This window comes from Accumulibacter sp. (assembly GCF_023806625.1).
Taxonomy (GTDB): domain Bacteria; phylum Pseudomonadota; class Gammaproteobacteria; order Burkholderiales; family Rhodocyclaceae; genus Accumulibacter.
This window is the reverse complement of sequence record NZ_JAMTDX010000095.1, coordinates 1-22635: the sequence shown is the minus strand read 5'-3', so window position 1 is coordinate 22635 and position 22635 is coordinate 1. Positions and strand designations below refer to the sequence as shown.

25 protein-coding genes are annotated in these 22635 nt (G+C 67.0%); 9 read left to right on the top strand and 16 right to left on the bottom strand.

The features are described 5' to 3' along the window. Positions 1-352 precede the first annotated feature (352 nt). A complete protein-coding gene (locus NFW05_RS15050; protein WP_295308658.1) occupies positions 353-1699 on the top strand; it encodes a DEAD/DEAH box helicase in 1347 nt (448 codons plus the stop codon). Between the two features lie 96 nt (positions 1700-1795). Here NFW05_RS15050 and NFW05_RS15045 read toward each other — a convergent pair whose 3' ends face one another. From NFW05_RS15045 to NFW05_RS14975, 15 genes are all read right to left on the bottom strand, one after another. Continuing rightward, the gene (locus tag NFW05_RS15045) at positions 1796-2302 is read right to left on the bottom strand and encodes a LapA family protein (protein ID WP_295308655.1); all 507 of its coding nucleotides are present in this window, start codon (positions 2300-2302) and stop codon (positions 1796-1798) included. Positions 2303-2472: 170 nt separating this feature from the next. After that, a complete protein-coding gene (gene mtgA / locus NFW05_RS15040; protein ID WP_295308652.1) occupies positions 2473-3165 on the bottom strand; it encodes a monofunctional biosynthetic peptidoglycan transglycosylase in 693 nt (230 codons plus the stop codon). Then, entirely contained in the window at positions 3162-3998 is an 837-nt protein-coding gene (aroE, locus tag NFW05_RS15035; protein ID WP_295308649.1) for a shikimate dehydrogenase, read from the bottom strand. Before aroE ends, mtgA begins: the two co-directional genes overlap by 4 nt. Beyond that, the gene (locus tag NFW05_RS15030; protein ID WP_295308646.1) at positions 3995-4885 is read right to left on the bottom strand and encodes an energy transducer TonB; all 891 of its coding nucleotides are present in this window, start codon (positions 4883-4885) and stop codon (positions 3995-3997) included. The genes aroE and NFW05_RS15030 overlap by 4 nt, the downstream gene beginning before the upstream one ends. 9 nt (positions 4886-4894) lie before the next feature. Continuing rightward, positions 4895-6808 carry an RNB domain-containing ribonuclease gene (locus NFW05_RS15025; RefSeq protein ID WP_295308643.1) on the bottom strand — a complete coding sequence of 638 codons (1914 nt, stop codon included), beginning with the start codon at positions 6806-6808 and terminating at the stop codon, positions 4895-4897. Positions 6809-6816: 8 nt separating this feature from the next. Next, a complete protein-coding gene (locus tag NFW05_RS15020; protein ID WP_295308640.1) occupies positions 6817-7395 on the bottom strand; it encodes a YqiA/YcfP family alpha/beta fold hydrolase in 579 nt (192 codons plus the stop codon). 6 nt (positions 7396-7401) lie between these two features. Beyond that, on the bottom strand, positions 7402-8226 hold the full coding sequence (locus tag NFW05_RS15015) for an undecaprenyl-diphosphate phosphatase (RefSeq protein WP_295308637.1): 825 nt from the start codon (positions 8224-8226) through the stop codon (positions 7402-7404). Positions 8227-8394: 168 nt separating this feature from the next. Further along, complete coding sequence (locus NFW05_RS15010; RefSeq protein ID WP_295308634.1) at positions 8395-8661, bottom strand: YkgJ family cysteine cluster protein; 267 nt, start codon at positions 8659-8661, stop codon at positions 8395-8397. Continuing rightward, positions 8645-9526, bottom strand: coding sequence for an IclR family transcriptional regulator (locus NFW05_RS15005; RefSeq protein WP_295308631.1), 882 nt, complete (start codon positions 9524-9526; stop codon positions 8645-8647). The genes NFW05_RS15010 and NFW05_RS15005 overlap by 17 nt, the downstream gene beginning before the upstream one ends. A 26-nt stretch (positions 9527-9552) precedes the next feature. Continuing rightward, complete coding sequence (gene tpx, locus NFW05_RS15000) at positions 9553-10056, bottom strand: thiol peroxidase (protein WP_295308628.1); 504 nt, start codon at positions 10054-10056, stop codon at positions 9553-9555. Between the two features lie 150 nt (positions 10057-10206). Further along, a complete protein-coding gene (locus NFW05_RS14995) occupies positions 10207-10740 on the bottom strand; it encodes a GNAT family N-acetyltransferase (RefSeq protein WP_295308626.1) in 534 nt (177 codons plus the stop codon). A gap of 58 nt (positions 10741-10798) precedes the next feature. Then, positions 10799-11281 (bottom strand): phosphate-starvation-inducible PsiE family protein, encoded by a 483-nt coding sequence (locus NFW05_RS14990; protein ID WP_295308623.1) that lies wholly within the window; start codon positions 11279-11281, stop codon positions 10799-10801. Positions 11282-11311: 30 nt separating this feature from the next. Next, positions 11312-13984, bottom strand: coding sequence for a cation-translocating P-type ATPase (locus NFW05_RS14985; RefSeq protein ID WP_295308620.1), 2673 nt, complete (start codon positions 13982-13984; stop codon positions 11312-11314). Between the two features lie 26 nt (positions 13985-14010). Then, entirely contained in the window at positions 14011-14490 is a 480-nt protein-coding gene (locus NFW05_RS14980; protein WP_295308617.1) for a DUF456 domain-containing protein, read from the bottom strand. Positions 14491-14494: 4 nt separating this feature from the next. Further along, the gene (locus NFW05_RS14975) at positions 14495-15523 is read right to left on the bottom strand and encodes a TerC family protein (RefSeq protein ID WP_295308614.1); all 1029 of its coding nucleotides are present in this window, start codon (positions 15521-15523) and stop codon (positions 14495-14497) included. Positions 15524-15933: 410 nt separating this feature from the next. Here NFW05_RS14975 and NFW05_RS14970 point away from each other — a divergent pair, with 410 nt between their 5' ends. From NFW05_RS14970 to zapD, 8 genes are all read left to right on the top strand, one after another. After that, positions 15934-16458 carry a hypothetical protein gene (locus NFW05_RS14970; protein WP_295308611.1) on the top strand — a complete coding sequence of 175 codons (525 nt, stop codon included), beginning with the start codon at positions 15934-15936 and terminating at the stop codon, positions 16456-16458. A gap of 340 nt (positions 16459-16798) precedes the next feature. Then, on the top strand, positions 16799-17116 hold the full coding sequence (locus NFW05_RS14965; protein ID WP_295308608.1) for a hypothetical protein: 318 nt from the start codon (positions 16799-16801) through the stop codon (positions 17114-17116). After that, complete coding sequence (locus NFW05_RS14960) at positions 17117-17719, top strand: tyrosine-type recombinase/integrase (RefSeq protein WP_295308604.1); 603 nt, start codon at positions 17117-17119, stop codon at positions 17717-17719. A gap of 76 nt (positions 17720-17795) precedes the next feature. Beyond that, positions 17796-18203, top strand: a complete 408-nt coding sequence (locus tag NFW05_RS14955; protein WP_295308601.1) for an S-adenosylmethionine decarboxylase family protein — start codon at positions 17796-17798, stop codon at positions 18201-18203. 74 nt (positions 18204-18277) lie between these two features. Continuing rightward, a complete protein-coding gene (locus tag NFW05_RS14950; RefSeq protein ID WP_295308598.1) occupies positions 18278-19642 on the top strand; it encodes a TrpB-like pyridoxal phosphate-dependent enzyme in 1365 nt (454 codons plus the stop codon). 7 nt (positions 19643-19649) lie between these two features. Next, the gene (locus NFW05_RS14945) at positions 19650-20333 is read left to right on the top strand and encodes an SPOR domain-containing protein (RefSeq protein WP_295308595.1); all 684 of its coding nucleotides are present in this window, start codon (positions 19650-19652) and stop codon (positions 20331-20333) included. Further along, entirely contained in the window at positions 20330-20953 is a 624-nt protein-coding gene (gene coaE, locus NFW05_RS14940) for a dephospho-CoA kinase (RefSeq protein ID WP_295308592.1), read from the top strand. Before NFW05_RS14945 ends, coaE begins: the two co-directional genes overlap by 4 nt. Positions 20954-21013: 60 nt before the next feature. After that, positions 21014-21769 (top strand): cell division protein ZapD, encoded by a 756-nt coding sequence (gene zapD, locus NFW05_RS14935; protein WP_295308590.1) that lies wholly within the window; start codon positions 21014-21016, stop codon positions 21767-21769. Positions 21770-22070: 301 nt separating this feature from the next. Here zapD and NFW05_RS14930 read toward each other — a convergent pair whose 3' ends face one another. Continuing rightward, positions 22071-22388, bottom strand: coding sequence for a hypothetical protein (locus NFW05_RS14930; protein WP_295308587.1), 318 nt, complete (start codon positions 22386-22388; stop codon positions 22071-22073). Between the last annotated feature and the right edge of the window lie 247 nt (positions 22389-22635).

Below are 22635 nucleotides of genomic sequence, written 5' to 3'. Positions count from 1 at the left end.
CGGAATTCTATCATCCGAGTCCGGAAATCTCCCGGTTCGAGAGCGCCGCGAGATGACCCCGAGGTTCCTGCCGCGGGCCTCCAGGTGCTACAATGCGCGGGTTGTCATTCGGCTCGCCAGCCGCCTGCTCCGGGCCCCGCGAGCCTGCCGTTGCCTCAAGCCCTCCTGCCCTCTGGTGTCGACCCGATCTGCGCCGTTCCGGCACGGATCTCCTGCGCCGAGAGGCTTGGACGACTGCCGATCGACCAGCGTCTGTCTGCCAGCTTCTCCGTGGCTGGCGTTGCCGCAGTCTCTCCATGGACCCTCGTGCCCGCCCTGCGGGGTGGCGCAAATCATCGACACGAAAGAAGACATGACTTTTGCTGAACTCGGCCTGCACCAGGCCCTCCTCAAAGCCCTCGCCGATTCCGGCTACGGCGAGCCGACGCCCGTCCAGACGCGGGCGATCCCTGCTGCCCTCGGCGGACAGGATCTGATCGTTTCCGCGCAGACCGGATCCGGAAAGACCGCGGCGTTCATGCTGCCCGCGCTACATCGCCTGGCCGCTCGCAGCCAGGCCGCGCTCTCCTCTTCGGGCCTCAGGCAGGCCGGGCCCTGGACGACGAAGGGGACGCACTCGGCTGGCCGACGTTTCCAGCCGGCGCAGCCGGTTGTCCTTGTCCTGACGCCGACCCGCGAGCTTGCCCAGCAGGTCACCGCCGCGGCGGGCAAGTACGCCCGGCAGTTGCCGCAGGTCAAGGTCATGGCGGTCGTCGGCGGAATGCCTTACGCGAAGCAGCTGCAACTGCTTGCCGGCAACCCCGCGATCGTCGTCGCGACTCCTGGACGACTGGTCGACCATATCCGTTCGCGAAGGATCGACCTGTCGCGGCTGGACACGCTGGTCCTCGATGAAGCCGACCGGATGCTCGACATGGGCTTCGCCGAAGACATCGAAGCCATCGTCGCGACGACCCCGGCGTCCCGCCAGACGCTGCTGTTTTCGGCCACCCTCGACGGAATCGTCGGCGACATGGCCCGGCGCATGACCCGCGACTCCGAGCGCATCCGGGTTGGAGCAGCCGCGGCCGGGGACGAGCACATCGAGCAGAGGCTGCATTTCGTCGATGATCTGGCACACAAGAACCGCCTGCTCGATCACCTGCTGCGCGATGCGACGATCGGCCAGGCGCTGGTGTTCACGGCCACGCGGCGCGACGCGGACACGGTCTGCGATCGCCTCAACCTGGCCGGCTTCAGTGCTGCGGCGCTGCATGGCGAGATGCACCAGAGTGCCCGTAACCGCACTCTCGAGGCGATGCGCCGCGGACGGTTGCGCATCCTGGTGGCCACCGACGTCGCCGCCCGCGGGATCGATGTCCCGTCGATCACCCATGTCTTCAACTTCGATCTGCCGAGGTGCGCCGAGGACTACGTGCACCGCATCGGCAGGACCGGTCGGGCCGGTCGTGGCGGGTTGGCCATCTCGCTGGTCAACCATGGCGAGCGCTTCCGCGTCCGGAAGATCGAGAGCTTCACGAGGCAGTCGATCCGCATTGCGGTCGTCGCCGGCCATGAGCCGGCGACGCGGCTGCCGCCGGCCGCTCCTCGACCGGCCGGGAAGCCGGCAGCGAAGGGCGGTAAGCTCGGCGGACGAGGGGCCCGGGGAGGGATGGCCGCCAACTCCGGCAGAACCGGCACAGCCCGGCGCGGCGCCTGACGAAGCCCGCTGCAAGGCGATCGCCCGAGCCCGCGCACCCGGTCGGTGCCGGCGCAAGGAAGCGGGCGGGACCGGTTGTCGACGCGAGCCGTTGGCTCAGGGCCTGAGCGTCGGCAGACCACCTTCCCTTTCGAGACGGTCCTCGAGTTCGCCGATCGACGCCGCGAGGCCGTTTCCCGACTGTTCGACGGCGGTCAGCAGTGCCGCCTCGAGCCGGTCGAGCCTGGCCAGTAGAGCCGGGTCTACGGCCGGAGACGCGGTGCCACAGCGCTCGGCGATCTTGGCCAGTTCGCTTTCGAGGAATCCGCGCAGCTCGGTGAACCGTGACGCTTCGGCCTTGTCGGCCAGCTCACGATTCGCCTGGAGTTCCTGCGCGTGCCGCCGGGAATCGAACAGCGCACTCGCCTGGACATAGACGACGAACACCAGAAAGATCGCCGTCAGGACGGCGACCATGCCGAGCATGATCAGGCCGAGCGGCGCCTGGACCTCGGCGAGGCCCAGCGACAGCGTAGTCGGCGAGACGAAGGAGCTCCAGTTGAGCGCCGCGAAGGCAGCCAGCGCCCCGAGAACGAGCAGCAGGGAAAGGGTGCGGAGCTTCATCGATGGCGTCCTCCTCAGGTCGATGGGCGAAATTCCGGGTGGTGGCGTGGCCACCGGACCCGTCGCCCCGATTGTCCGCCAGATTCCCGGTCGCGACAACCGGCTCGGCCGTCGGGGACCGGAGGAAGCGCCGTGCCACGAGATCAGGTCTGCCCGGCGAAGTGAGGGGCTCAGGGCACTTCGGCGGCCGGCATCCGCGCGAGGATGATCGCCGTCTTCCGGGCAAGGCCGGGGGCGTTGCGGTTGCGGTCGTAGAAGCGCGGGTTGGGAACGATTCCGGCGAGACGGGCCGCCTGTTCCGGCGAGATCTGGGCGGCGGATATTCCGTAATAGTGGCGGGCCGCGGCTCCGGCGCCGAAGATGCCGTCACCCCACTCGATGACGTTGAGGTAGACCTCGAGGATGCGCTGCTTGCTCCAGACGCTCTCGAGCATCAGCGTGATCACCGCTTCCTCGGCCTTGCGCCACGGCGTCCGTGCCGGGGTCAGGAAGAGGTTCTTGGCCAGCTGTTGCGAAATCGTCGATCCGCCGGCGACGACCCGCCCTTTCTTCTGGTTCTTCTCGATCGCCTTCTGGATGCCCTCCCAGTCGAATCCCTCGTGATCGACGAAGCGGGCGTCCTCGGCGGCGATGATCGCCCGCTTGAGGTTGACCGAGATGCGTGGGTAGGCGATCCACTGCTTCTGCAGCTGCGCCTGCGGATCCCTGGCCCGCAACTCTTCGAGACGGATGCTCATGAAGCGCGTCGTATCCGGGTCGACCCAGTTCCACCAGAGGACCCAGCCGAACAGCCAGACCTGGTAGGCGACCAGCAGCGCGAGGGCGCCGAGCGCCAGTCGCTTGAGCCACAGCAGGGCGTTCATCGCTGCCCGGCGGGCGGCCGGGCAACACGCAGCATGGCGATCACCGGCGTCGTCTGTGGTCGTACGCCGCGCCAGACGAGGAACGATTCGGCTGCCTGCTCGACGAGCATGCCCAGCCCGTCGGCCAGACGCTCCACGCCCTGGCGCCTCGCCAAGCCCAGAAAGGGCGTTTCAGTATCGCCATAGACCATGTCGTAGGCCAGTGCGCCGGCAGCGAAGAGGCCCTTCGGCAGCGGCGGAACGTCTCCGGTGAGGCTCGCCGAGGTGGCGTTGATCACCAGATCGAAGGACTCGCCGGCGAGATCGTCGAAACCGCAGGCATGCACTCGGGCCACTCCGGCGAAGCGCCTGGCCAGCGCCTGAGCCCTGGCGACCGTCCGGTTGGCGACGACGAGAAGTCTGGGTCCGGCTTCGAGCAGTGGCCCGAGAACGCCGCGCGCCGCACCGCCGGCACCGAGCAGCAGAACGCGCCGGCCGGCGATCGACAGGCCCAGATTGCCGGTCAGGTCCTGCACGAGGCCGGCGCCGTCGGTGTTGTCGCCGAGGATGCCTGGGCCCGCGAAGTCGAGCGTATTCACCGCACCGGCGATTCTCGCCCGTTCGCTGAGCCGGCTGGCCAGCGCGAACGCCTCTTCCTTGAAGGGTAGCGTCACGTTCGCGCCGCGGCCGCCGCTGGCGACGAACTCGCCGACGGCCTCGGTGAAGCCGCCGATCGGCGCGAGGATCGCCGTGTACGAGACGTCCTGCGCACACTGCGCGGCAAAGGCTCGATGGATCGCCGGCGACCGGCTGTGGTGAACCGGGTTGCCGAAGACACAGTAACGGTCGCTCATCGCCCGACTGTTTTCGTCTCGAGGCTGTCGCGCTGGGTGAAGTTCCACGTTCGGGTGATCTCGAGCACGTCGGTGTCGTGACGGATCGCCGGCGGGAACGCTGCGTAGGGAGCGGCGAGCTGGACGATCCGCCGGGCAGCGTCGTCGAGTATCCGGTGGCCAGACGAACGGTTGATTTCGACCCCCTCGACGGTTCCGTCACTGCGGATGGTGACGGTCATCACCAGGCTGCCGTAGAGCTTGCCGCGCGCAGCGTCGGGGTAGTTCAGCGTGCCGACGCGCTCGACCTTGAGCCGCCATTCCTCTGCGTACTGGGCAAAGCGGTACTCGATCGCGCTCGTGCCGATGAACTTCCGTCGCGGCCGCTTGTTGTAGTCGTCGAGTTCACGGGCGATTTCACCTTCGACGCGCATCATCGCCAGAGCGCTCTGCGCCAGCTCGCGACCGCTGAGATTCGGTGCAGGATCGGGCTGGGCGGTCCTTTCGGTCTTCGGAGAGACGGTCTGGCGGCTTGCCGCCTGCGCGGCGAGCCGCTCCTGGTGCGCCTCGAGCGACTGGATGCGCTTCTCGGAGTGCTCGAGATCGTCGCCTTCCTGGTGCCGCGGCGCCGGGGGCAGAGGCGTCCTGGTGCGACGTTCGTGCTCGGTGTTGCCGCCCCCGTCGAGGTTGGCCTGGGCCTGCGCCTGAGCGGCGTCGGGTCGCTGCAGCGAACGCGTATTGACCAGGATGATGTCGAGTCCGCGGTCGCGGAATGCCCTCGACGCTTCGGGAAAACTGAACTCCAGCGAGAGCAGCACGGCGTGCGCCAGCAACGACACGCCAAGGGCCAGTTCCAGCCGGTACCTGGCGACCCATCGCTCGATCTGTCGGCGCGATCCTGCGTTCACTTGCCAGGCTCAGTCGGCTGTCCCGATCGCTTCCATCGCACCGTCCGCTTCGCCGGCAGCACCTGGCGAGACCGTTTCGAGATAGCGGCAGCCGAGTCCGAGGGTCAGATAATCGATCGACCCGATGGCCAGGCGGATGCGCTCACCGGGTTTGAGTTCCGGAGCCGACGGCACCCTCTGCTGCAGCGGAAGCCCGTCGAGCCGAGCGACGTTTTCGCGGCCGATCGTCGCCGCGATCGTCTCGATCGCCTCCTGACGCAGCCAACGCAGGCACCAGTAACGTTCCATGCTCCGCTGGAAATCGGCGTATGCGCCGTAGGTGAGCTCGAAATCGCGCACGGCGGCGTGGAGCGCTTCCGAGCGGGCGGCGAACGGCGGCGTCTCGCCCTTTACGCAGGCGACGAGCTGCCACTGGTTGACCAGATCGACGTAACGGCGCAGTGGCGAAGACGACCAGGCGTACTGCGGCACACCGAGGCCTTCGTGGGGTTGCGGCGAGGTGCTCATGCGCACCTTGCCGCCGGTCTTCACGCGATAGATCGCGGTCACGCCGCGTGCGGCGAGTAGCCCACCCCAGATGCTGTTGGCGACGATCATCAGTTCGGCGACGAGTTTGTCGAGCGGGCTACCCCGCCGGCGTGCGGCGATCTCCACCCGACAGCTTTCCGGATCGGCGAGGTCCCCGTCTATGCGGAAATTGTAGTCGAGGTTCGTCTGCAGCGCCGCAGGCTTGCCCCGCCGGCCTTCGCAGGCGTTGGCCAGCCGCCAGAGCACGAGCAACTCGTCGCGGAAGGCGAAATCCGGCAGACCGGCGGCGATCGTCTGCTCGTTGAACAGCGGTTCGATGTCGTGATGGCGCAGGTTGGCGACGACCGGAACGCGCTCGATCCGCGACTCGTGGCCGACGATCTCGAAAGCCTCGGTCACCGTCAGGTAGAGCGACAGGGCAGGGCAGTCGCGGCCTCCGGAGAGCGTGAACGCGTCGAGCACGGTGCCAGGGAGCATGGTGATCTTGCTGCCTGGCAGATAGACCGTCGACAGCCTGGCCCGGGCGACCTCGTCGAGCGGCGACTGAGGTGCGACGCCCAGTGCCGGTGCAGCGATATGGATGCCGACTCGCCAGCCGACGCCGGGCAGCGCCTGCAGTGAGAAAGCGTCATCGATCTCGGTCGTCGCCGCGTCGTCGATCGAGAAGGCAGGCACCTCGGCACGCGGCAGGTCGTTCGGGACGGCCGGCTCCGGCGTTGGCGGAAAGGCCGTTCCGCGCGGAAACTGTTCGAAGAGGAAGCGCTGCAGATGGTAGTCGTGGGCCGAGCGGATCGCTCCGCACCGGTCGAGAAGGTGCACTGGCGAAAGGCCCGTTTCGGCGCAGGCGAGCTCGAGCGCCCGTGTCTCGCCACGATTGCGATCGGGTCTGTAGAGCAGTTGCGCGAGCAGCGGTGGAAACTCGCGGGGCAACGTGAAAGCGCGCAGCTCGCCGACCATCCGCTCGATGGCCAGTGCCTGCTGGCGCTTCCTTTCGAGGCCCGCGAGTGCTGCCTGGAGAATCTCCGGTGGCGCTCGCCGGAAACGCCCCTTCCCCTTGCGGTGGAAGTAGATTGGCGCGGCGTGCAGGGCAAGCAGCAGAGCCGTCGCCTCGACGGCGTTCGCCTGGTGTCCGAAGTATTCCCCGGCAAAATCGGCAAACGAGAATTCGTTCTCGCCGACGCATTCCCAGAGGAAATCGGGTTCCATCCCGTTGGCCAGAGACTCGGCCTCGTCGAGCAGCGAGCCTGGCGGAGGATCCGCGAAGCGCAGCAGGACATTCGCCGACTTGATCTTGCTGCGCTTGCCCGAGACGGCTTCGACCTGCAGCGACGTGTCGTTGTCGGCGACGATCGTGGCCGCCCGGAAGGCGCCTTCTTCTTCGAAGAGTACGTGCATCCGGCCGATTATAACCCGCAGAATTCAAGGATTTGCGGCACGAATTCGGGGAAGCGGCGAAAGCTGTGGTCGCCGCCTTCGAGGACGATCTGCCGGCTACCGGCGTAGCGGCTGACGGCCTGCCGGTAGTCGAGCACCTCGTCTCCGGTTTCGACGAGCAGGAGATAGCGCAAGGGGGTGACGCGGGGGGCTTCGAGTGCCCGCAGCTGGTCGACGTGCTCGCTGGTGAACTCGAAGTGCTCGCCGGTATGGAAGTTGCTGTGCCCTCCGATGAGGCCGGCGAGCAGTTCGGGCGCCATCACCACCGGATTGACGAGCACGGCGCGCAGGTCGTGCTTCTCGGCCAGCCAGGCCGCGTAATAGCCGCCGAGCGAACTGCCGAGCAACGTCACCGTTCCAGCGCATCGGGCGAGCAGCGACTCCGCCAGGGCGATCGCGGCGAACGGCACGGGTGGCAGAGCCGGGCAGAGGAGGCGCTCGGCGAGGCCGAGCGCAGCGAGTCGCTCGCCGAGCAGCCGTGCTTTCCACGACGCGGGCGAAGAGCAGAAGCCGTGCAGGTACAGGATACAGGCGGGCTGGCTATCCACCGCCGGTCAGCTGCTCGTCCAGGAGACCGACCCGGAGTGCCAGGTCCACAGCACGACGATGCCGAAGGCGATCCGGTACCAGGCAAAGATCGAGAAGTCGTGCGTGCTGATGTAGCGGAGCAGTCCGCGCACGGCCCAGAAAGCCGAGATGAACGAGGCCACGAAGCCGACCGCCCACATGCCGACGTCGTCGAAGGTGAGCAGTGCCCTCTCCTTGTAAAGCTGGTAGATCGCCGCGCCGATCAGCGTCGGCATGGCCAGGAAGAAGGAGAACTCGGTTGCCGCGCGGCGCGAGAGGCCCAACAGCAGGCCGCCGATGATCGTCGCTCCCGAGCGTGAGGTTCCCGGGATCAGCGCCAGCGCCTGCGCAAAGCCGAGCTTGACCGCGTCGCCGAGGGTCAGTTCGTCGACCGACTCGATGCGGATGCGATGCTCGCGTCGCTCGGCCCAGAGGATGATCAGTCCGCCGATGATGAACGCGCTGGCAACGACCGGCGCGTTGAACAGTTGGGCCTTGATCGCCTTCCCGAAAAGGAGGCCGATGGTTGCCAGTGGCAGGAAGGCAGCGAGGATGTTCAGCGCGAACCGGCGCGCGGCCCGGTCACTGCGCAGGCCGAGAACGACCTCTGCGATCTTGGCTCGATATTCCCAGCACACCGCGAGCATGGCCCCCGACTGGATGACGATCTCGAAGAGCTTGCCGCGCTCGTCGTTGAAATCGAGCAGGTCACCAGTGAGGATCAGGTGGCCGGTCGATGAAACCGGCAGGAATTCGGTGATTCCCTCGACGATACCGAGAATCAGGGCTTTGAGCAGGAGCGGCAGGTCCATGACAGCAGGCCTTCGGCAAAAAGCGGCATTCTAGCATCCGCCACTCGGCCGGCAGGTTGCGCCCCGACGCGGGTTCTCGCCCGCCCGGGGGTCGATCAGCGCGAGCTTCGCGCCGATTCGTTCCTCGGCATGAGCCGCCCCCCGTCTGCGGCAGAGCCATTCTGGCCTTCACGGCCGTGTCGCCTCTTCCAGCGCGGCGAGCCAGGCCAGGGCCTGCTCGCGCGTCTCGCCGCACATTTCGGCGGACGGCTGGAGGCCGGAACAGAAGCTGGGTCTCTCGTCCCGCCCCCAGAGCGCACAGCTCAGATCGCCGGTCAGCTGTGCGCACGGCTGACCGGCCGGCTTGCCTGTCGGGTGTCCGGGGATCGCCGAGCCAATCGACGGAGCAATGCAGCACGCGCCGCACGCCGGGCGGCAGTCAGGAAGCCGATTCATCGGCGCCATCTGTCGGCAAGTCGGCCCGTGCAGCGAGCGGCGAAACGCCACCGCCCGTCTCGGCGCTACCGTGGCCAAGCCGGCGCGACAGCGCCGCCGCCGCCTCGCGTGTGCTTCTGGCCATCGGGCTGTCCCAGTCCATGTCGAAATTGCCGATGATCCCCAGCGAGGTGATCGCCGCAACCATGCGTCCCGTGTGATCGAAAACCGGTGCGCTGAAGCCGTTGATGCCTGGCGTGAGGCTGCCGGACGCGCGGGAGACGCCGTGGCGCCTGATTTCGGCGAGCTGTGCCGACACGGCGCCGAGCACGGCTGCCGGCGTCGTCCGCCGGGCTTCGGCTGCCGCCTGGATCTCGGTGTCGAGCAGCTTGCGCAGATAGGGAGATCGATAGAAGGCTGCGAAGGCGAGTCCGGTCGCCGAGGAAAGCAGAGGCAGGACGACCCCGGTGCGCAGGGTGATCGTCACCGGCCCTCCGGCTTCGACCCAGCGCACGCAGGTGGCCCCGTGGTTGCCCCACATGGCCAGGGCGACGGTTTCGCCGATCCGTTCGCAGAGATCGTCGAGGATCGGTCCGGCGAGGCGCACCGGATCGAGCCGGGTGAGACTGGCCAGTCCGAGCTCGAGGGCGAAGCCGCCGAGGTCGTAACGTCCGGTGTTCGCATCCTGCTCGACGAGCCCCATGCGCATGTAACTGATCAGGTAGCGGCGAGCCTTGGCGGCCGGCATGCCCGCCTGACGCGCGACTTCACGGAGCATCATCGAACGCCCGTTGGCCGCCAGTGCGCGCAGCAGACGGGTGCCGATCTCGATCGACTGGATGCCCTGGAGCGGCCGGATCGGCTCGCTGCCGGAGTCGTCGCCCATCAGCCGGAGAGAGGACCTGGCGGCGGTCAGCTCAGCGCCTGCAGCGCCGCCGCGTAGTCGGGCTCGTCGCGGATCTCGCCGACGAGCTGGCTGTGCAGCACCCGGTCGTCGGTGTCGAGCACGATCACCGCCCGCGCGGCCAGCCCGGCGAGCGGGCCGTTGCTCAGCGCCACGCCGTAATTCTCGAGGAATTCGCTGCCGCGCAGCGTCGACAGAGTGACCACCCGCTCGAGTCCCTCGGCACCGCAGAAACGGTTCTGCGCGAACGGCAGATCCGCCGAGATGCACAGCACGACGGTGTTGCTCAGGCTGCCGGCCTGCTCGTTGAACTTGCGTACGGAAGTCGCGCAGGTTGGCGTGTCGATGCTCGGGAAGATGTTCAGAACCTTGCGCTGGCCGGCGAAACGGGCCAGCGGGACGTCGGCGAGGTCCTTGCCGACCAGCGAAAACGCCGGGACGGCTTCGCCCTTCTGTGGAAAATGGCCGCTGACCTGGAACGGCTTGCCATTGAGCGTGACGGTGTGGGTCATGGTGAGTCCTCATCGGGGTCGGAAGTGGAAGGGACGTCGGCCCGCCGCTGCGGGTCCGTGCGCTCAGGCAACGATTTCAGGCCAGGGTTCATTGTGTGCGCGAAAGACTTGCCCGGGCCGGCGCAGCAGCGGCCATTGCCTCCGGCAGGGCTATTCGGGCAGATCGAGGGTGACATGGACGACCCCGTTGACGAAGCGCCTGCTCATCGGCAGAGCGCTGTGCGCGAAGACGGCGAGCATGGCGCGGTTCTCGAGCAGCGTTTCGGCGACGAAACGCCGGATTCCTGCTGCCTGGGCAATCCGGGTCAGGTGCCCGAGCAGCTTCGAGGCGAGTCCCTGTCCCTGGAAATCCTCTTCGATGGTGAATGAGATCTCGGCTTCGGACGCCTGGTTTCCCCGATCGAGCAGGGCATACGAGGCGCCGCCGATGATCCGTTCGCCTTCGCCGCGCGGCAGGCAGACGATCAGCCGGACGATCGACGCGAAATCGACTTCGGTCCACTCGCGCAGTTCCTTCGCCGTCGGCTCGCCGTGCGCCGAGAAGAAGCGCAGATAGACAGTCTTCTCGTCGAGGCCGTGGTACGCATCGAGCATCGCCTGCTTGTCGTCCGGGCGAATCGCCCGGACGACGACCGCCCGGCCGTCGCGCAGGGTCTCCGTTGCCCGATAGCGACTCGCATCCATGTGCGGCTGATCCTGCTTTGCCCGGCATTGTCCGCAGTGGCGATCCTCGCCCGCTCGATCACCGGCTGGCCAGGCCGACTGTCTGACGACGCGCCGCGCGGGTCAGATAGTAGCCAATGGCCAGCGCGACGGCCAGAGCCGCCGTCGCGTAGACATAATGCGGAGAGATTTCCTTGTAATCGAGGATGATGATCTTGCGCAGCACGGCCATGTACGCCGTGGCCAGCACGATGTCGAGCTGCAGTCCGCCTTCACGGAGGTAGCTGACGATGTTCACGAACACCTCGATGGCGATGAGCACGGCCATGAACGCGCCGAAGGTCGCCAGGATGTCGCTGATCTCGAGCAGGAAATACGGATGGCCGCTGACCCGGGTGTACAGGACGTATACCACGTCGGCGACCCCCCACCAGATGACCAGCACCATCAGCACGGCGAGCACGCGCGCGGCGTGCCGGATGCTCGTCTGCAACCGGCGAATCAAGGGGTCGCTGGACGTCTGGTGGACGGCCTGTTCGGGGTCTGTCGGGAAATCGTTCATCGTACGTTCCTTGGCTGCCTCGGCGACCTCTCAGGGCGTGGCCGTCTTCCGACCGGTCGCGCGCTGGACGAGCTTCAGGGCTTCGTCGAGCAGCAGCACCGAAGCAGCGATCGCCGCTGCCAGCCCCCAGTCCTGCAGGCTCAGATCGACGGTGTCGAACACCGCCTGCGCCGGAGCCCAGTGTACCACCACGAGCTGCAGCAGCAGCACTCCGGCGAGCGCCTGCCAGAGTCTGGCGTTGGCGAAGAAGGAGCGACCAAAGGCGCTGGCGTGTTCGGCGCGCGCGTTGAACACGTTGAAGAACTGGAAGAGGACGAAGGTCGTGAAGGCCAGCGTCAGCGCGTAGGCTTCGCCGTGCGCGGCGAGTCCGTGGCGGAACACGAACAGGGTGCCGAGCATCATCGTCAGACCGTACACGGTCAGGCGCAGCAGGCGTCGCCCGCCGAGAATCTGCGCCGACGGCGTTCGCGGTCGCTCGTGCATCAGGCCGGCGCGTGCCGGCTCGACGCCGAGGGTCATCGCCGGCGGGCCGTCCATGATGATGTTGATCCACAGCAGCTGGATGGCCGTGAATGGCGTCGGCCAGCCGAACAGCGTCGCGGTCAGCACGGTGAGGATCGCGCCGATGTTCGTCGACAACTGGAAGCGGACGAACTTGACGATGTTGTCGTAGATCACGCGGCCTTCCTCGACCGCGCGGACGATCGTCGCGAAGTTGTCGTCGGTGAGGACCAGCGTCGCCGCCTCGCGGGTCACCGCGGTGCCGGTGATGCCCATCGCCACGCCGATGTCGGCCGCCTTCAGGGCCGGCGCGTCGTTGACCCCGTCGCCGGTCATCGCCACGACGTGCCCGGCGGATTTCAGGGCACGGACGATGCGCACCTTGTGCGTCGGCGAGACACGCGCGAAGACGGCGATCCGGTCGATCCGTGCGCTCAAGGCGGCGTCGTCGAGGGCGTCGAGTTCTGCTCCGCTGACCACCTCGCCGTTCAGGCCGAGTTCACGCCCGATCGCTGCCGCGGTCAGCCGGTGGTCGCCGGTGATCATCTTGACCTGGACACCGGCTTGCTGGCAGAGGGCGATCGCCGCTCTGGCCTCGGGGCGCGGCGGGTCCATCAGGCCGGTGAGCCCGAGGAAGGTCCATTCGCCGGCCCAGCGCATCAGATCCCCGGCCGGGTCGAAGTCGGCGGCCGGGATGCTGCGCCGGGCGGCGGCGAGAACACGCAGCGCCTGTCCGGCCAGCGCCTCGTTCTCGCGCTCGATCAGTTCGCGGGACGCCGCGTCGAGCGTCGTCGCGTGGTCCGCTGCCTGCCACTGCGAAGAGCGGCCGAGCAGGACATCGGGAGCGCCCTTGACGAGCATTTCGACGGATTCGCCGGCACGATGGAAGGTGGCCATGAACTTGTGCGCCGAGTCGAACGGGATTTCGGCGACTCGCGGGCAGCGCTCCTGCTCGGCCTCGGGCGACAGGCCGCCTTTCTGCGCGAGCACCCAGAGCGCTCCTTCGGTCGGGTCGCCGATCAGCTGGCCATCGCGCACCCGCGAGTCGGTGCACAGCGCCATCGGCAACAGCAGCGGCCGGATCCCGCTCGGCGACAGCCCTTCGATCCTGCCCTCGGGCTGATAGCCCTCACCGCTGACCGTGAACCGCTGACCGGCAAACCAGCCGGCACGCGCGGTCATCTGGTTCAGCGTCAGCGTCCCGGTCTTGTCCGAGCAGATCACCGTCGTCGAGCCGAGCGTCTCGACCGCCGAGAGCTTCCTGAGAATCGCGCGATTCCTGGCCATACGCCACATGCCGATGGCCAGCGTGACGGTGACGACCGCCGGCAGACCTTCAGGAATCGCCGCGACCGCGAGCGCGACGGCGGTCATCGCCGCGTCGGCCCAAGACTGGCCGCGCAGGTAGTCGGCGACGAAGATGATCGTCACCACGCCGCCGGCGATCAGCGCGAGTTTCTTGCCCAACGTATCGAGCTGCCGCTGCAGCGGCGTTTCGCCTTCGGGCGCGCTGGCGATCATTCCGGCCAGCCTGCCCATCTCGGTGTCCATCCCGGTAGCGGTGACCAGCAACTCGGCGCGCCCGCGGGTCAGCACGGTGTTCATGAACAGCAGGTTGGCACGATCGCCAAGTGGCAGGTCGCCATCATCGAGCACGGCCGAATGCTTGCCGACGGCGTGCGACTCGCCGGTCAGCGCGGCTTCCTCGACCTCGACGTTGTGCGCGGCGAGCAGCCGTCCATCTGCCGGAACGCGGTCGCCGGCCTCGAGCAGGACGACGTCACCCGGAACCAGCTGACTGGCGTCGATTTCGGCGACGTGGCGGTCACGGCGGACCCGCGCGCGAGCGGCGAGCATGTCCTTGAGCGCGGCCAGCGTCCGCTCGGCGCGGTGCTCCTGCCAGAAACCCAGGGCGGCGTTGACCAGGACGACGACCAGGATGACCAGCGTATCCTTGACGTCTCCGACGACCCAGGCGAGAGCCGCCGCGAAGACCAGCACGATGACCAGCAGATTGCGGAACTGGTCGAGGAACTTGAGCCAGAGCGGACGCGGCTTGGCCTCGGCGAGACGGTTTTCGCCGTAGCGGACGAGGCGAGAGCCGACCTCGGCCGCAGCGAGTCCGGCGGCGGGATCGACCTCGAGCCGGCGAGCGGCTTCTTCCTGCGACAGGGTGTGCCAGGGGCAACGATCCGGTTTCATGTTCTGCCTCTCCAGGTGAGCCAGGTTCACGCGAACCAGGCAAGAGCGAAGACCGCGAGCATCGTCACGGCGATGGCCAGCTTGGCGACGATCGCGACGAGGAAGCCGATTCCGGCGGCGATTCCTGCGCGCGCCGCGGCTCGTTCGTTGCGCCGCGCGATGTATTCGCCGCAGACCGCTCCGACGATCGGACCGAGGATCACCCCGGGCACTCCGCCGAGGATTCCGACGATCGCGCCGACGCCCGCTCCAGCCATCGCCAGACCACTGGCGCCGACCCGTTTGACCCCCCAGACCGAGGCGAGCATCTCGACGAGCCAGGCGGCTGCGGTCATCACGCCCAGGGCCACGAGAGTCCAGGCGCCGACGCGCGTGAATCCGTCGATCCAGGCCGCCAGCAACATGCCGCCGAAGAGCAGCGGTACGCCGGGCAGCAGGGGCAGAAAGACGCCGAGCAGGCCGAGCAGCATCGACGCCCAGGCAAGGATCCACAACAATTCGTTCATCGTTTCACTTCTCCGATGATCCGGCGGCGCGCGCCGTGTGATCTTCCTGCTGGTTGCCGGTCACTGGTCCGGCGCCCGGTGGCGAAGTCCGGCGTAACGAAAGCACGACCGAAGTGCCGATGATCGACGCGACGACGGCCAGCGAGACGGCAACCGGGATCTTGAACACGTCGAGCAGCAGCATCTTGCCGCCGATGAAGACGAGAACCAGCGCGAGTCCGTATTTGAGCAGAGTGAAGCGGTCGGCCATGTCGGCGAGCAGGAAGTACATCGCCCGCAGGCCGAGGATCGCGAAGACGTTCGAGGTCAGGACGATGAACGGATCGGTGGTGATCGCAAAAATCGCCGGGATCGAATCGACGGCGAAGATCACGTCGGAAATCTCGACGAGGATCAGCGCCAGCAGCAGCGGCGTCGCGTAGCGCAACGGCCGGCCCGCCACCTCGCGAATGACGAGGAAGCGTTCGCCCTCGAGCCGGTCGGTCAGCCGCAGGTGACCCCTGAGCCACCTGAGCAGCGGGTTCTTCGCCAGGTCGGGCTCCTGTTCGGCGAACCACCACATCTTCACGCCGGTGATCAGCAGGAAGGCGCCGAAGACGTAGAGAATCCAGTCGAAGCGTGCGATCAGCCAGACTCCGGCGAAGATCATCAAGGCGCGCAGGACGATCGCGCCGAGGACGCCGTAAACCAGCACGCGCTTCTGCAGTTCGATCGGCACGGCAAAGAAGCTGAACAGCATCAGCCAGACGAAGACGTTGTCGACGGCCAGCGATTTTTCGATCAGATAGCCGGTGATGAACTCGAGCGCCTTCCCGTTCGCCACCTCGCGCCCGGCCGTACCGTCGAGGTACCACCAGAGGCCGCCCGCGAAGGCCAGCGAGACGCCGACCCAGATCGCGGACCAGCCTGCCGCTTCGCGGACGCCGACCCGGCGCTGCCGGCCGCCGCCGAGCGCGAACAGGTCGATGGCCAGCATGACGAGGACGATGGCCACGAAGCACGTCCACATCCAGGGGGTGCCGATCGATTCCATTCCCAGATACTCCCGGTCAGAAGAAATCTCCCGCTTCGCCTGCGCCGGCAGCACAAACGAAACGGCCCTTCGTCCAGCGAGGACCAAGGGCCGTGAGGTGGAAGGGGCGCCTTTGCCATCGCGGCAAAGGTCTTGCTCATGACCACCTGCCGGTGATCACCCGGGCGCCGGGGAACCTCGATCGATGAGGTTTTCCGTCCTGACGACGCCGCGGCGGAGAGCTACTCCCCTTTGGGACGCACAGATCCTAGCAAAGACGAAGTGATCCAGTCAACAATGCGAAAAATGGGGATGGCCCTCGTTTGTCGCTTGCCAGCCCATGCTTCGCGATGGCTGCTTGCCGAGGGCGCCAGCTCCGTGATCGGATCCCGGCGGCCTTGGCCAATCCCGACACTCCCGCCGTGCAGCAGATGCGCGCTACCATCGAGGGTGAATTGCGCGAACTCGGGGCGCGCGTCATCGGCGAGATCCACGTCAATGCACTGACGACCGCCGTCGAGCCGACCAGCCGTTTCAAGGTGACGGCCGACAGCGGCACGCTGCAGGCGCTGTTCGCGCTGGCCGGCCGCCATCGCCGGCCACTGGACATCCATGCACAATGGCACCACCCGGACACCGTCCGTCAGGTTGGCGCTCTCGCGGCGTCCAGCCCGCAGGCGCGGCTCATCGTGTCGCACTGCGGCACCGTTTGCGATCTCTCGGCCCCGGGCTGGCCACTGCAGAAGAACCACCACAGCACTTACACTGATCGCGCGCTGGCAAGCGACTGGCAGCAACTGATCGAGGGCTACCCCGATCGCCTCGTCGTCGGGGTCGCCCTGGCAGACAATCCGCAGAACTACGCGCAAAAACGGGGACAGACCCCATTTTTCCTGCAAGGGTCGCCTTGCTCACCTGGAACGAGAACTTTGACGCTGGTCCGCTGTGGGCGTTGATCGAGCGGCGACGGCAATGCCTGGCCGTGCGGCAAATGGCTGGCAGTCCAGCTTGAGACCAAGGATGCGCAAGGCGTCAGGCTGGATTGATTGAATTCGGGTACCCAGGGGCACACAGCCGCCGGACAACTGACAAGCCGCCGGACGACGGACGAAGAAGGAGGCCGCTCCCCGGAGCGGCCCAAGCCCTGGACTTTCCTGGTGGAGACAGGCGGGATCGAACCACCGACCTTCTGATTGGCGATCTGGACCTCCAGCCATCTTTCGCCGTTGAAGGGCACACCCGGGGAGGGTCGACAACAATATCTTTCAAGAACTTGAAATAAACATGGGTTGATCGATGTTGATCGGCATTGCTGCATTGCGCTTGCCATTTGCTTACTGGCTTCCCCGGCAAGCAACAACGGAGACCATCCTCATGATCGAGAACAAGGGTCCGTTCACCGCCGGGAGAGTGGCGAAACACTGCTGCGAAGCGGGCAAGCAAGAGTCCTTTCTCTGGGATACGGAGTCGGCCGGGCTTGGTTTGAAAGCGTCCGCTGGAGACGCCAAGAACTGCATTCTTCAAAGTCGGCTCGAGACTGGCGCAACGATGCGCCTGACGATCGGCAGCACCACGGCGTGGACACTCGCCGCCGCTCGTACCGAAGCGCGCTGATTGCAAACGCTGATCGACCAGGGCATCGACCCGCGCCAGGTGAAGGCTGACGCCTGCATCACCCGCCTGGCCCGCGACGAACTGTCGAAGAAGATCGCCCGGGACGATTGCTTGCAGCGCGAGGAGGTGCAGGCCTGGTTCGCAGCCGTGCGCCAGATTCGGAATCCCGTCATCGCGGCCTATCTGCAAACTGCGCTGCTGACTGGCGCGCGCCGGGAAGAAGTGGCTGGCATTCGCTGGGAGGACGTCGACTTCACTTGGCGATCGCTGACCGTCAAGGACAAGATCGACGGCGAGCGCACGATCCCGCTGACGCACGATGTCGCGTCGCTGCTGGCCGGCTTGCCGCGGCGCAATGAATGGGTGTTCAGCAGCCGCACAGCGGCGTCTGGAAGGCTTCAGGAGACGCGCATCCAGCACAACAAGGCCAATTACATGCTGGTCATCGGTCCCGACGGCCGGCTGCGCGAGATCCGCCAGGTGCTGAGCGAAGAGAACTTCGCGCGCGTCAGGCCGGGAATGGTCCGGTTCTTCAACGTCCACTTCGATTCGCGGGGTCTGGTCACCCGGACGAGCACGAACTTGGTCCCACGCGGCGGCTGACCGTCGCGAGCACCAGGTGACGCGACGGTGCCAATCGCCGACAATCGCCGCGTTGCCTGCCGAAAGCCAGCCTGCCATGCATGGACTGCACCTGATCGCCGAACTTCACGACTGTCGCTGCGACGAACAGTTGCTCTTCGACGCCGCCGCACTGCGCGAACTCTGCCTTGCGGTCTGCGCCGAGCCAGGGCTGACGCCGCTCGGGACGCTGTTCCACCAGTTTGGCAGCGCTGCCCGACCGGCCGGCGCGACCGGCGCAGTCGTCCTCGCCGAATCGCACCTCGCCGTGCATACCTGGCCGGAAACCCGGGCCGTGACGCTCGACCTGTACGTCTGCAACTTCAGCCAGGATAACAGCGCGGCCGCGCGTCGCGCAGGCCAGCGGCTGATCGAGGCCTTTGCCCCGACGCGGCTGGTCCGCCGCGAGATCGAGCGCGGCACGAGCGCGCCGGTGCCGGCAACTGCTGACGCGGGTCCTTGCTGATCAGGGCGAATCGCCGGGCGATCTCCGGGGGTATACTGCGAGGCTCACATCGCCAGCAAGAACAGGGAGGCCCCGTGGAATCGCTCCGCATCACCCTCGAACAATCCGAAATCCCCACCCACTGGTACAACGTCGTCGCCGACATGCCCAATCCGCCGCTGCCGCCGCTCGCTCCGAACGGCCAGCCGGTGTCGCCCGAGCAGATGGCGGCGATCTTTCCGATGGCCATTCTCGAGCAGGAGATGTCCGCCGAGCGCTGGATCCCGATCCCCGACCCGGTGCGCGAAGTCTATCGCCTGTGGCGGCCGTCGCCGCTGATCCGCGCCCGCCGCCTCGAGGAAGTGCTCGGCACCCCGGCGCGGATCTACTACAAGTACGAGGGCGTCTCGCCAGCGGGCTCGCACAAGCCGAACACGGCCGTGCCGCAGGCCTACTACAACCAGCAGGCCGGAATCCGGCGGATCACCACCGAGACCGGCGCCGGACAGTGGGGCTGCTCGATGGCTTTCGCCGGACAGATGTTCGGCCTCGAGGTTCGCGTGTTCATGGTCAGGATCAGCTACCAGCAGAAGCCCTTCCGCCGCTCGATGATGCAGACTTGGGGCGCCGAGGTGTTCGCCAGCCCGTCGCCGATGACCCGCACTGGCCGCGAGATCCTCGAACGTGATCCGCAGAACCAGGGTTCGCTGGGCATCGCCATTTCGGAGGCCGTCGAGGAAGCCGCTTCGCGCGCCGACACGAGCTATGCGCTCGGCTCGGTGCTCAATCACGTCGCGCTGCACCAGACGATCATCGGCCAGGAGGCGAAAAAGCAGTTCGCCAAGGTCGGCGACTGGCCCGACGTGATCTTCGCGCCGTGCGGCGGCGGTTCCTCGTTCGCCGGCGTCGCCTTCCCCTTTCTCGCCGAGAACGCCGCCGGCGGACACGAGGGCCGGCCAACGCGTCTGGTCGCCGTCGAACCGACGTCGTGCCCGACGCTGACCAGGGGCGCGTACGCCTACGATTACGGTGACGCGTCGGGGTTCACACCGCTGATGAAGATGTACACGCTCGGCCACGACTTCATGCCGCCCGGGATCCACGCCGGCGGGCTGCGCTACCACGGCGACTCGCCGCTGGTCTCGCAGCTCTATCACGAAGGACTGATCGACGCCGTCGCGGTGGCCCAACTGGCGACTTTCGAGGCCGGCGTGACGTTCGCCCGCGCCGAAGGCGTGATCCCGGCTCCCGAGTCGAACCACGCGATCCGTGCCGCGATCGACGAGGCTCTGCGCTGCCGGGAGACCGGCGAAGCGCGGACGATCTTCTTCAACCTGACCGGTCACGGACACTTCGACATGGCTGCCTACGACCGCTACTTTGCCGGCGAGCTCGAAGACTTCGAGTACCCGGCCGAAGCGATCCACGCCTCGCTGGAGCACCTGCCGAAGATCGGCTGACTCCCCGATGCGGGTCGCCGTCTTCCTGCTCGTCCTCGCCAACCTGTTGTTCTTCGTCTGGAGCCGGGGCTACCTCGGAGCGCCGGCAAATCCCGACGAGCGGCGAATGAGCCTGCAGCTGCTTGCCGACCAGATCCGGGTCGTCGCACGCGACGATCCGCCGGCCCCCCCGGCGAAGAACGCAGGCGGCGAGCGCAAGGTCTCCGCGAAGAACGGCGAGGTCTGCGCGCAGTGGACCGACCTCGCCAGCACCGACGCCGACCGGATCGAGAAGCTCGTCGGCGAGCAGTTCGCCGCTTTCCGGGTCCGGCGCAACGTCACCGAAAGCAGTGGCTACTGGGTGTTCATCCCGCCGCAGGGGAGCAAGGAAGAAGCGAACCGGAAGACCGCTGAACTCGAGGAACTCGGGATCACCGACTATCTGATCATCCAGGCCGGCGGGCCGAACCAGTGGGCCGTCTCGCTGGGAACCTACCGGACCGAGGAAGCCGCGAACCTGGGGCTCGAAGTCCTGCGCGCCAAGGGCGTCAAGTCGGCGAGGATGGGCGAGCGCAAGACCCGGCCGGCCTCGACGACCCTGGAGATCAGCGGACCCGGCGGGCAGGCTGACGCGCTGCATCGGGCGATCGGTGCGCTCGTTCCGAAAGCCGGTCCGGTCGCCTGCAAGGTGAAAGTCGAGGGCTCGCGATGAGCTTCGTCGTCGGACTGACCGGGGGCATCGGCAGCGGCAAGAGCACCGTCGCCGGGCTGTTCGTCGAGCGGGGCGCGATCCTCGTCGACACCGACGCGATCGCTCACCAGCTGACCGGACCCGGAGGCGGCGCGATGGCGGCGATCGCCGCGACCTTCGGGCCTCCCCTCGTGCGGGCCGACGGCGCGCTCGACCGGGTGGCGATGCGCCGGCTGGTATTCACCGACCGGTCGGCGAAGGCACGGCTCGAAACGGTCCTGCATCCGCTGATCCGCGCCCGCAGCGCCGAACTTTGTGCGGCGGCAACCGCCGCGCCGTACGTCGTTCTGGCCGTTCCGCTGCTCGTCGAATCGGGCGGCTATCGCGAGCGCGCCGACCGGATACTCGTCGTCGACTGCGACGAGCAGGTTCAACTCGCGCGGGTGATCGCGCGCAGCGGACTTTCCGCCGACGAAGTCCGAGCGATCATCGCCAGCCAGGCGTCACGCGCCGAGCGGCGTGCGGCGGCCGACGATCTGGTGGTCAACGACGGCAGCCAGGACGAACTGCCGCCGCAGGTCGATGCCCTGCACCGCCGCTATCTCCGGATGGCCCGCGCCAAAGCTCAAGCGGGCCGTTGAGGTTTTGCGGCAAATGATTCAGAATCATGGCGAATCCCTGTCCCTAACGCCGGCGGCCGTGTGATCACGTACGAATACCCCTTCAACGAACGCATACGCACGCTGCTGCGCCTGGAGGATTTGTTCAACAAGGCGAAGAGCTTTCTCGAGCGCGACGGGTCCCAGGAGCATCATGTCGTTCTGCTGACTCTCTTCGAGATCCTCGACGTCGCCGGGCGCGCCGACCTGAAGATGGACCTGATTCAGGAGCTCGAACGCCAACGCCAGAGCCTGCTGGGCTTCCGCAACAACCCTGACATCTCCGAGGAAGCGTTGTCGAGCGCGCTCTACGAAATCGAGCACGCGTCTGCGGCACTGCTCGGCATGGCCGGCAAGATCGGCCAGCACCTGCGCGACAACGACTGGCTGATGAGCATCAAGAGCCGCGCGAGCATTCCTGGCGGCGTCTGCGAATTCGACCTGCCTTCGTATCACTATTGGCGGCACCAGCCGCCCGACGTGCGGCGCGACGCTCTCGTCGGCTGGCTGCAGCCGCTGCTGCCGTTGCGCGACGCGTTGACCATCGTGCTCCGCCTGCTGCGCGCCAGCGGCCGTCCCGAACACCACGTCGCCGTCGGCGGAGCGTTCCAGCTGATGCTCGGCGGCAGCAGCTCGCAGATGGTGCGCATCTCGCTCAAGCTGCACGACCCGTACATCCCGGAGATCAGCGCCAACAAGTACGCGCTGAACATCCGCTTCACCCGTCCCGACAGCGATCACCGGCCGCGGCACTGCGACAACGACGTCGAGTTCGACATGCTCTTCTGCAACCTCTGAGCGCTGGACAACTGGCGAACGGGTATTCGCAGAAGGCGGCCACGGCGCAGCGCATGCGCCGGCGTCTTGAACGATTCACGCGGGTTCGATCGCGGCTGGTCCGGGGTTGCGCGGAGGAGGATCGTCTGCGGCGGCGACGCCCACCATCGACCACGGCGAAGCCTGTCGGCCGGGCTTGGTCCGCCCGGCGCTGCCGCGCAAAAAAAAGAGCGCCGGATCTGGAGTCCGGCGCTCGGCATGTCGGGTGACGCTTACCGGAACACGTCGGGCAGGCGGTCAATGGGCCCGGCACATGGCCGCGTCAACTGGGGCTATCGCAGAAGCTGTGCGCCGGATTGCCGAGTCCGATCCCGGAATTGTCATCGCACTCGTACCCGTTATTGTCATCGGGGAATGGTAGCTGCCCTGGCGGGTTCTTGGCATCCGCGTTGCCAACGGTTCCGGCGGCCGGTTTGCCCAACGCATTGCCGTTGCCATTGCCGTTGCCGGATGGCTGCCCCACGCTGGAGGGGTCATAAGGGCGGGACGAGTTGGCGCTGTCGGCGTACGCCGGAACTCCCAAGGACACACTGATCAACGCGCCGGCAACCAGGCCGATCAAGCGATTCGTTTTGCTCATGCTGCACCTCCTGCTCGTACGCCGGCCGGCTGGCCGGCGATCTGGTGATTTCCGGATCACTTTCGTGGCAGCCGGGTCGACGACGGCCCGCTTCCGCCCAGTCCTCCCGAACCCTTGCCCGGACGGCCCGGCGGATCGCCGCGAGGCTCGCGGCAGGCTCTGCCGAGCTTGTCCAAGTCCATGATCCATTAACCCGAACTTTGCCCACTGTGCCGACGTAGTGGGCTGAATTGGCTGGAGAATCGCA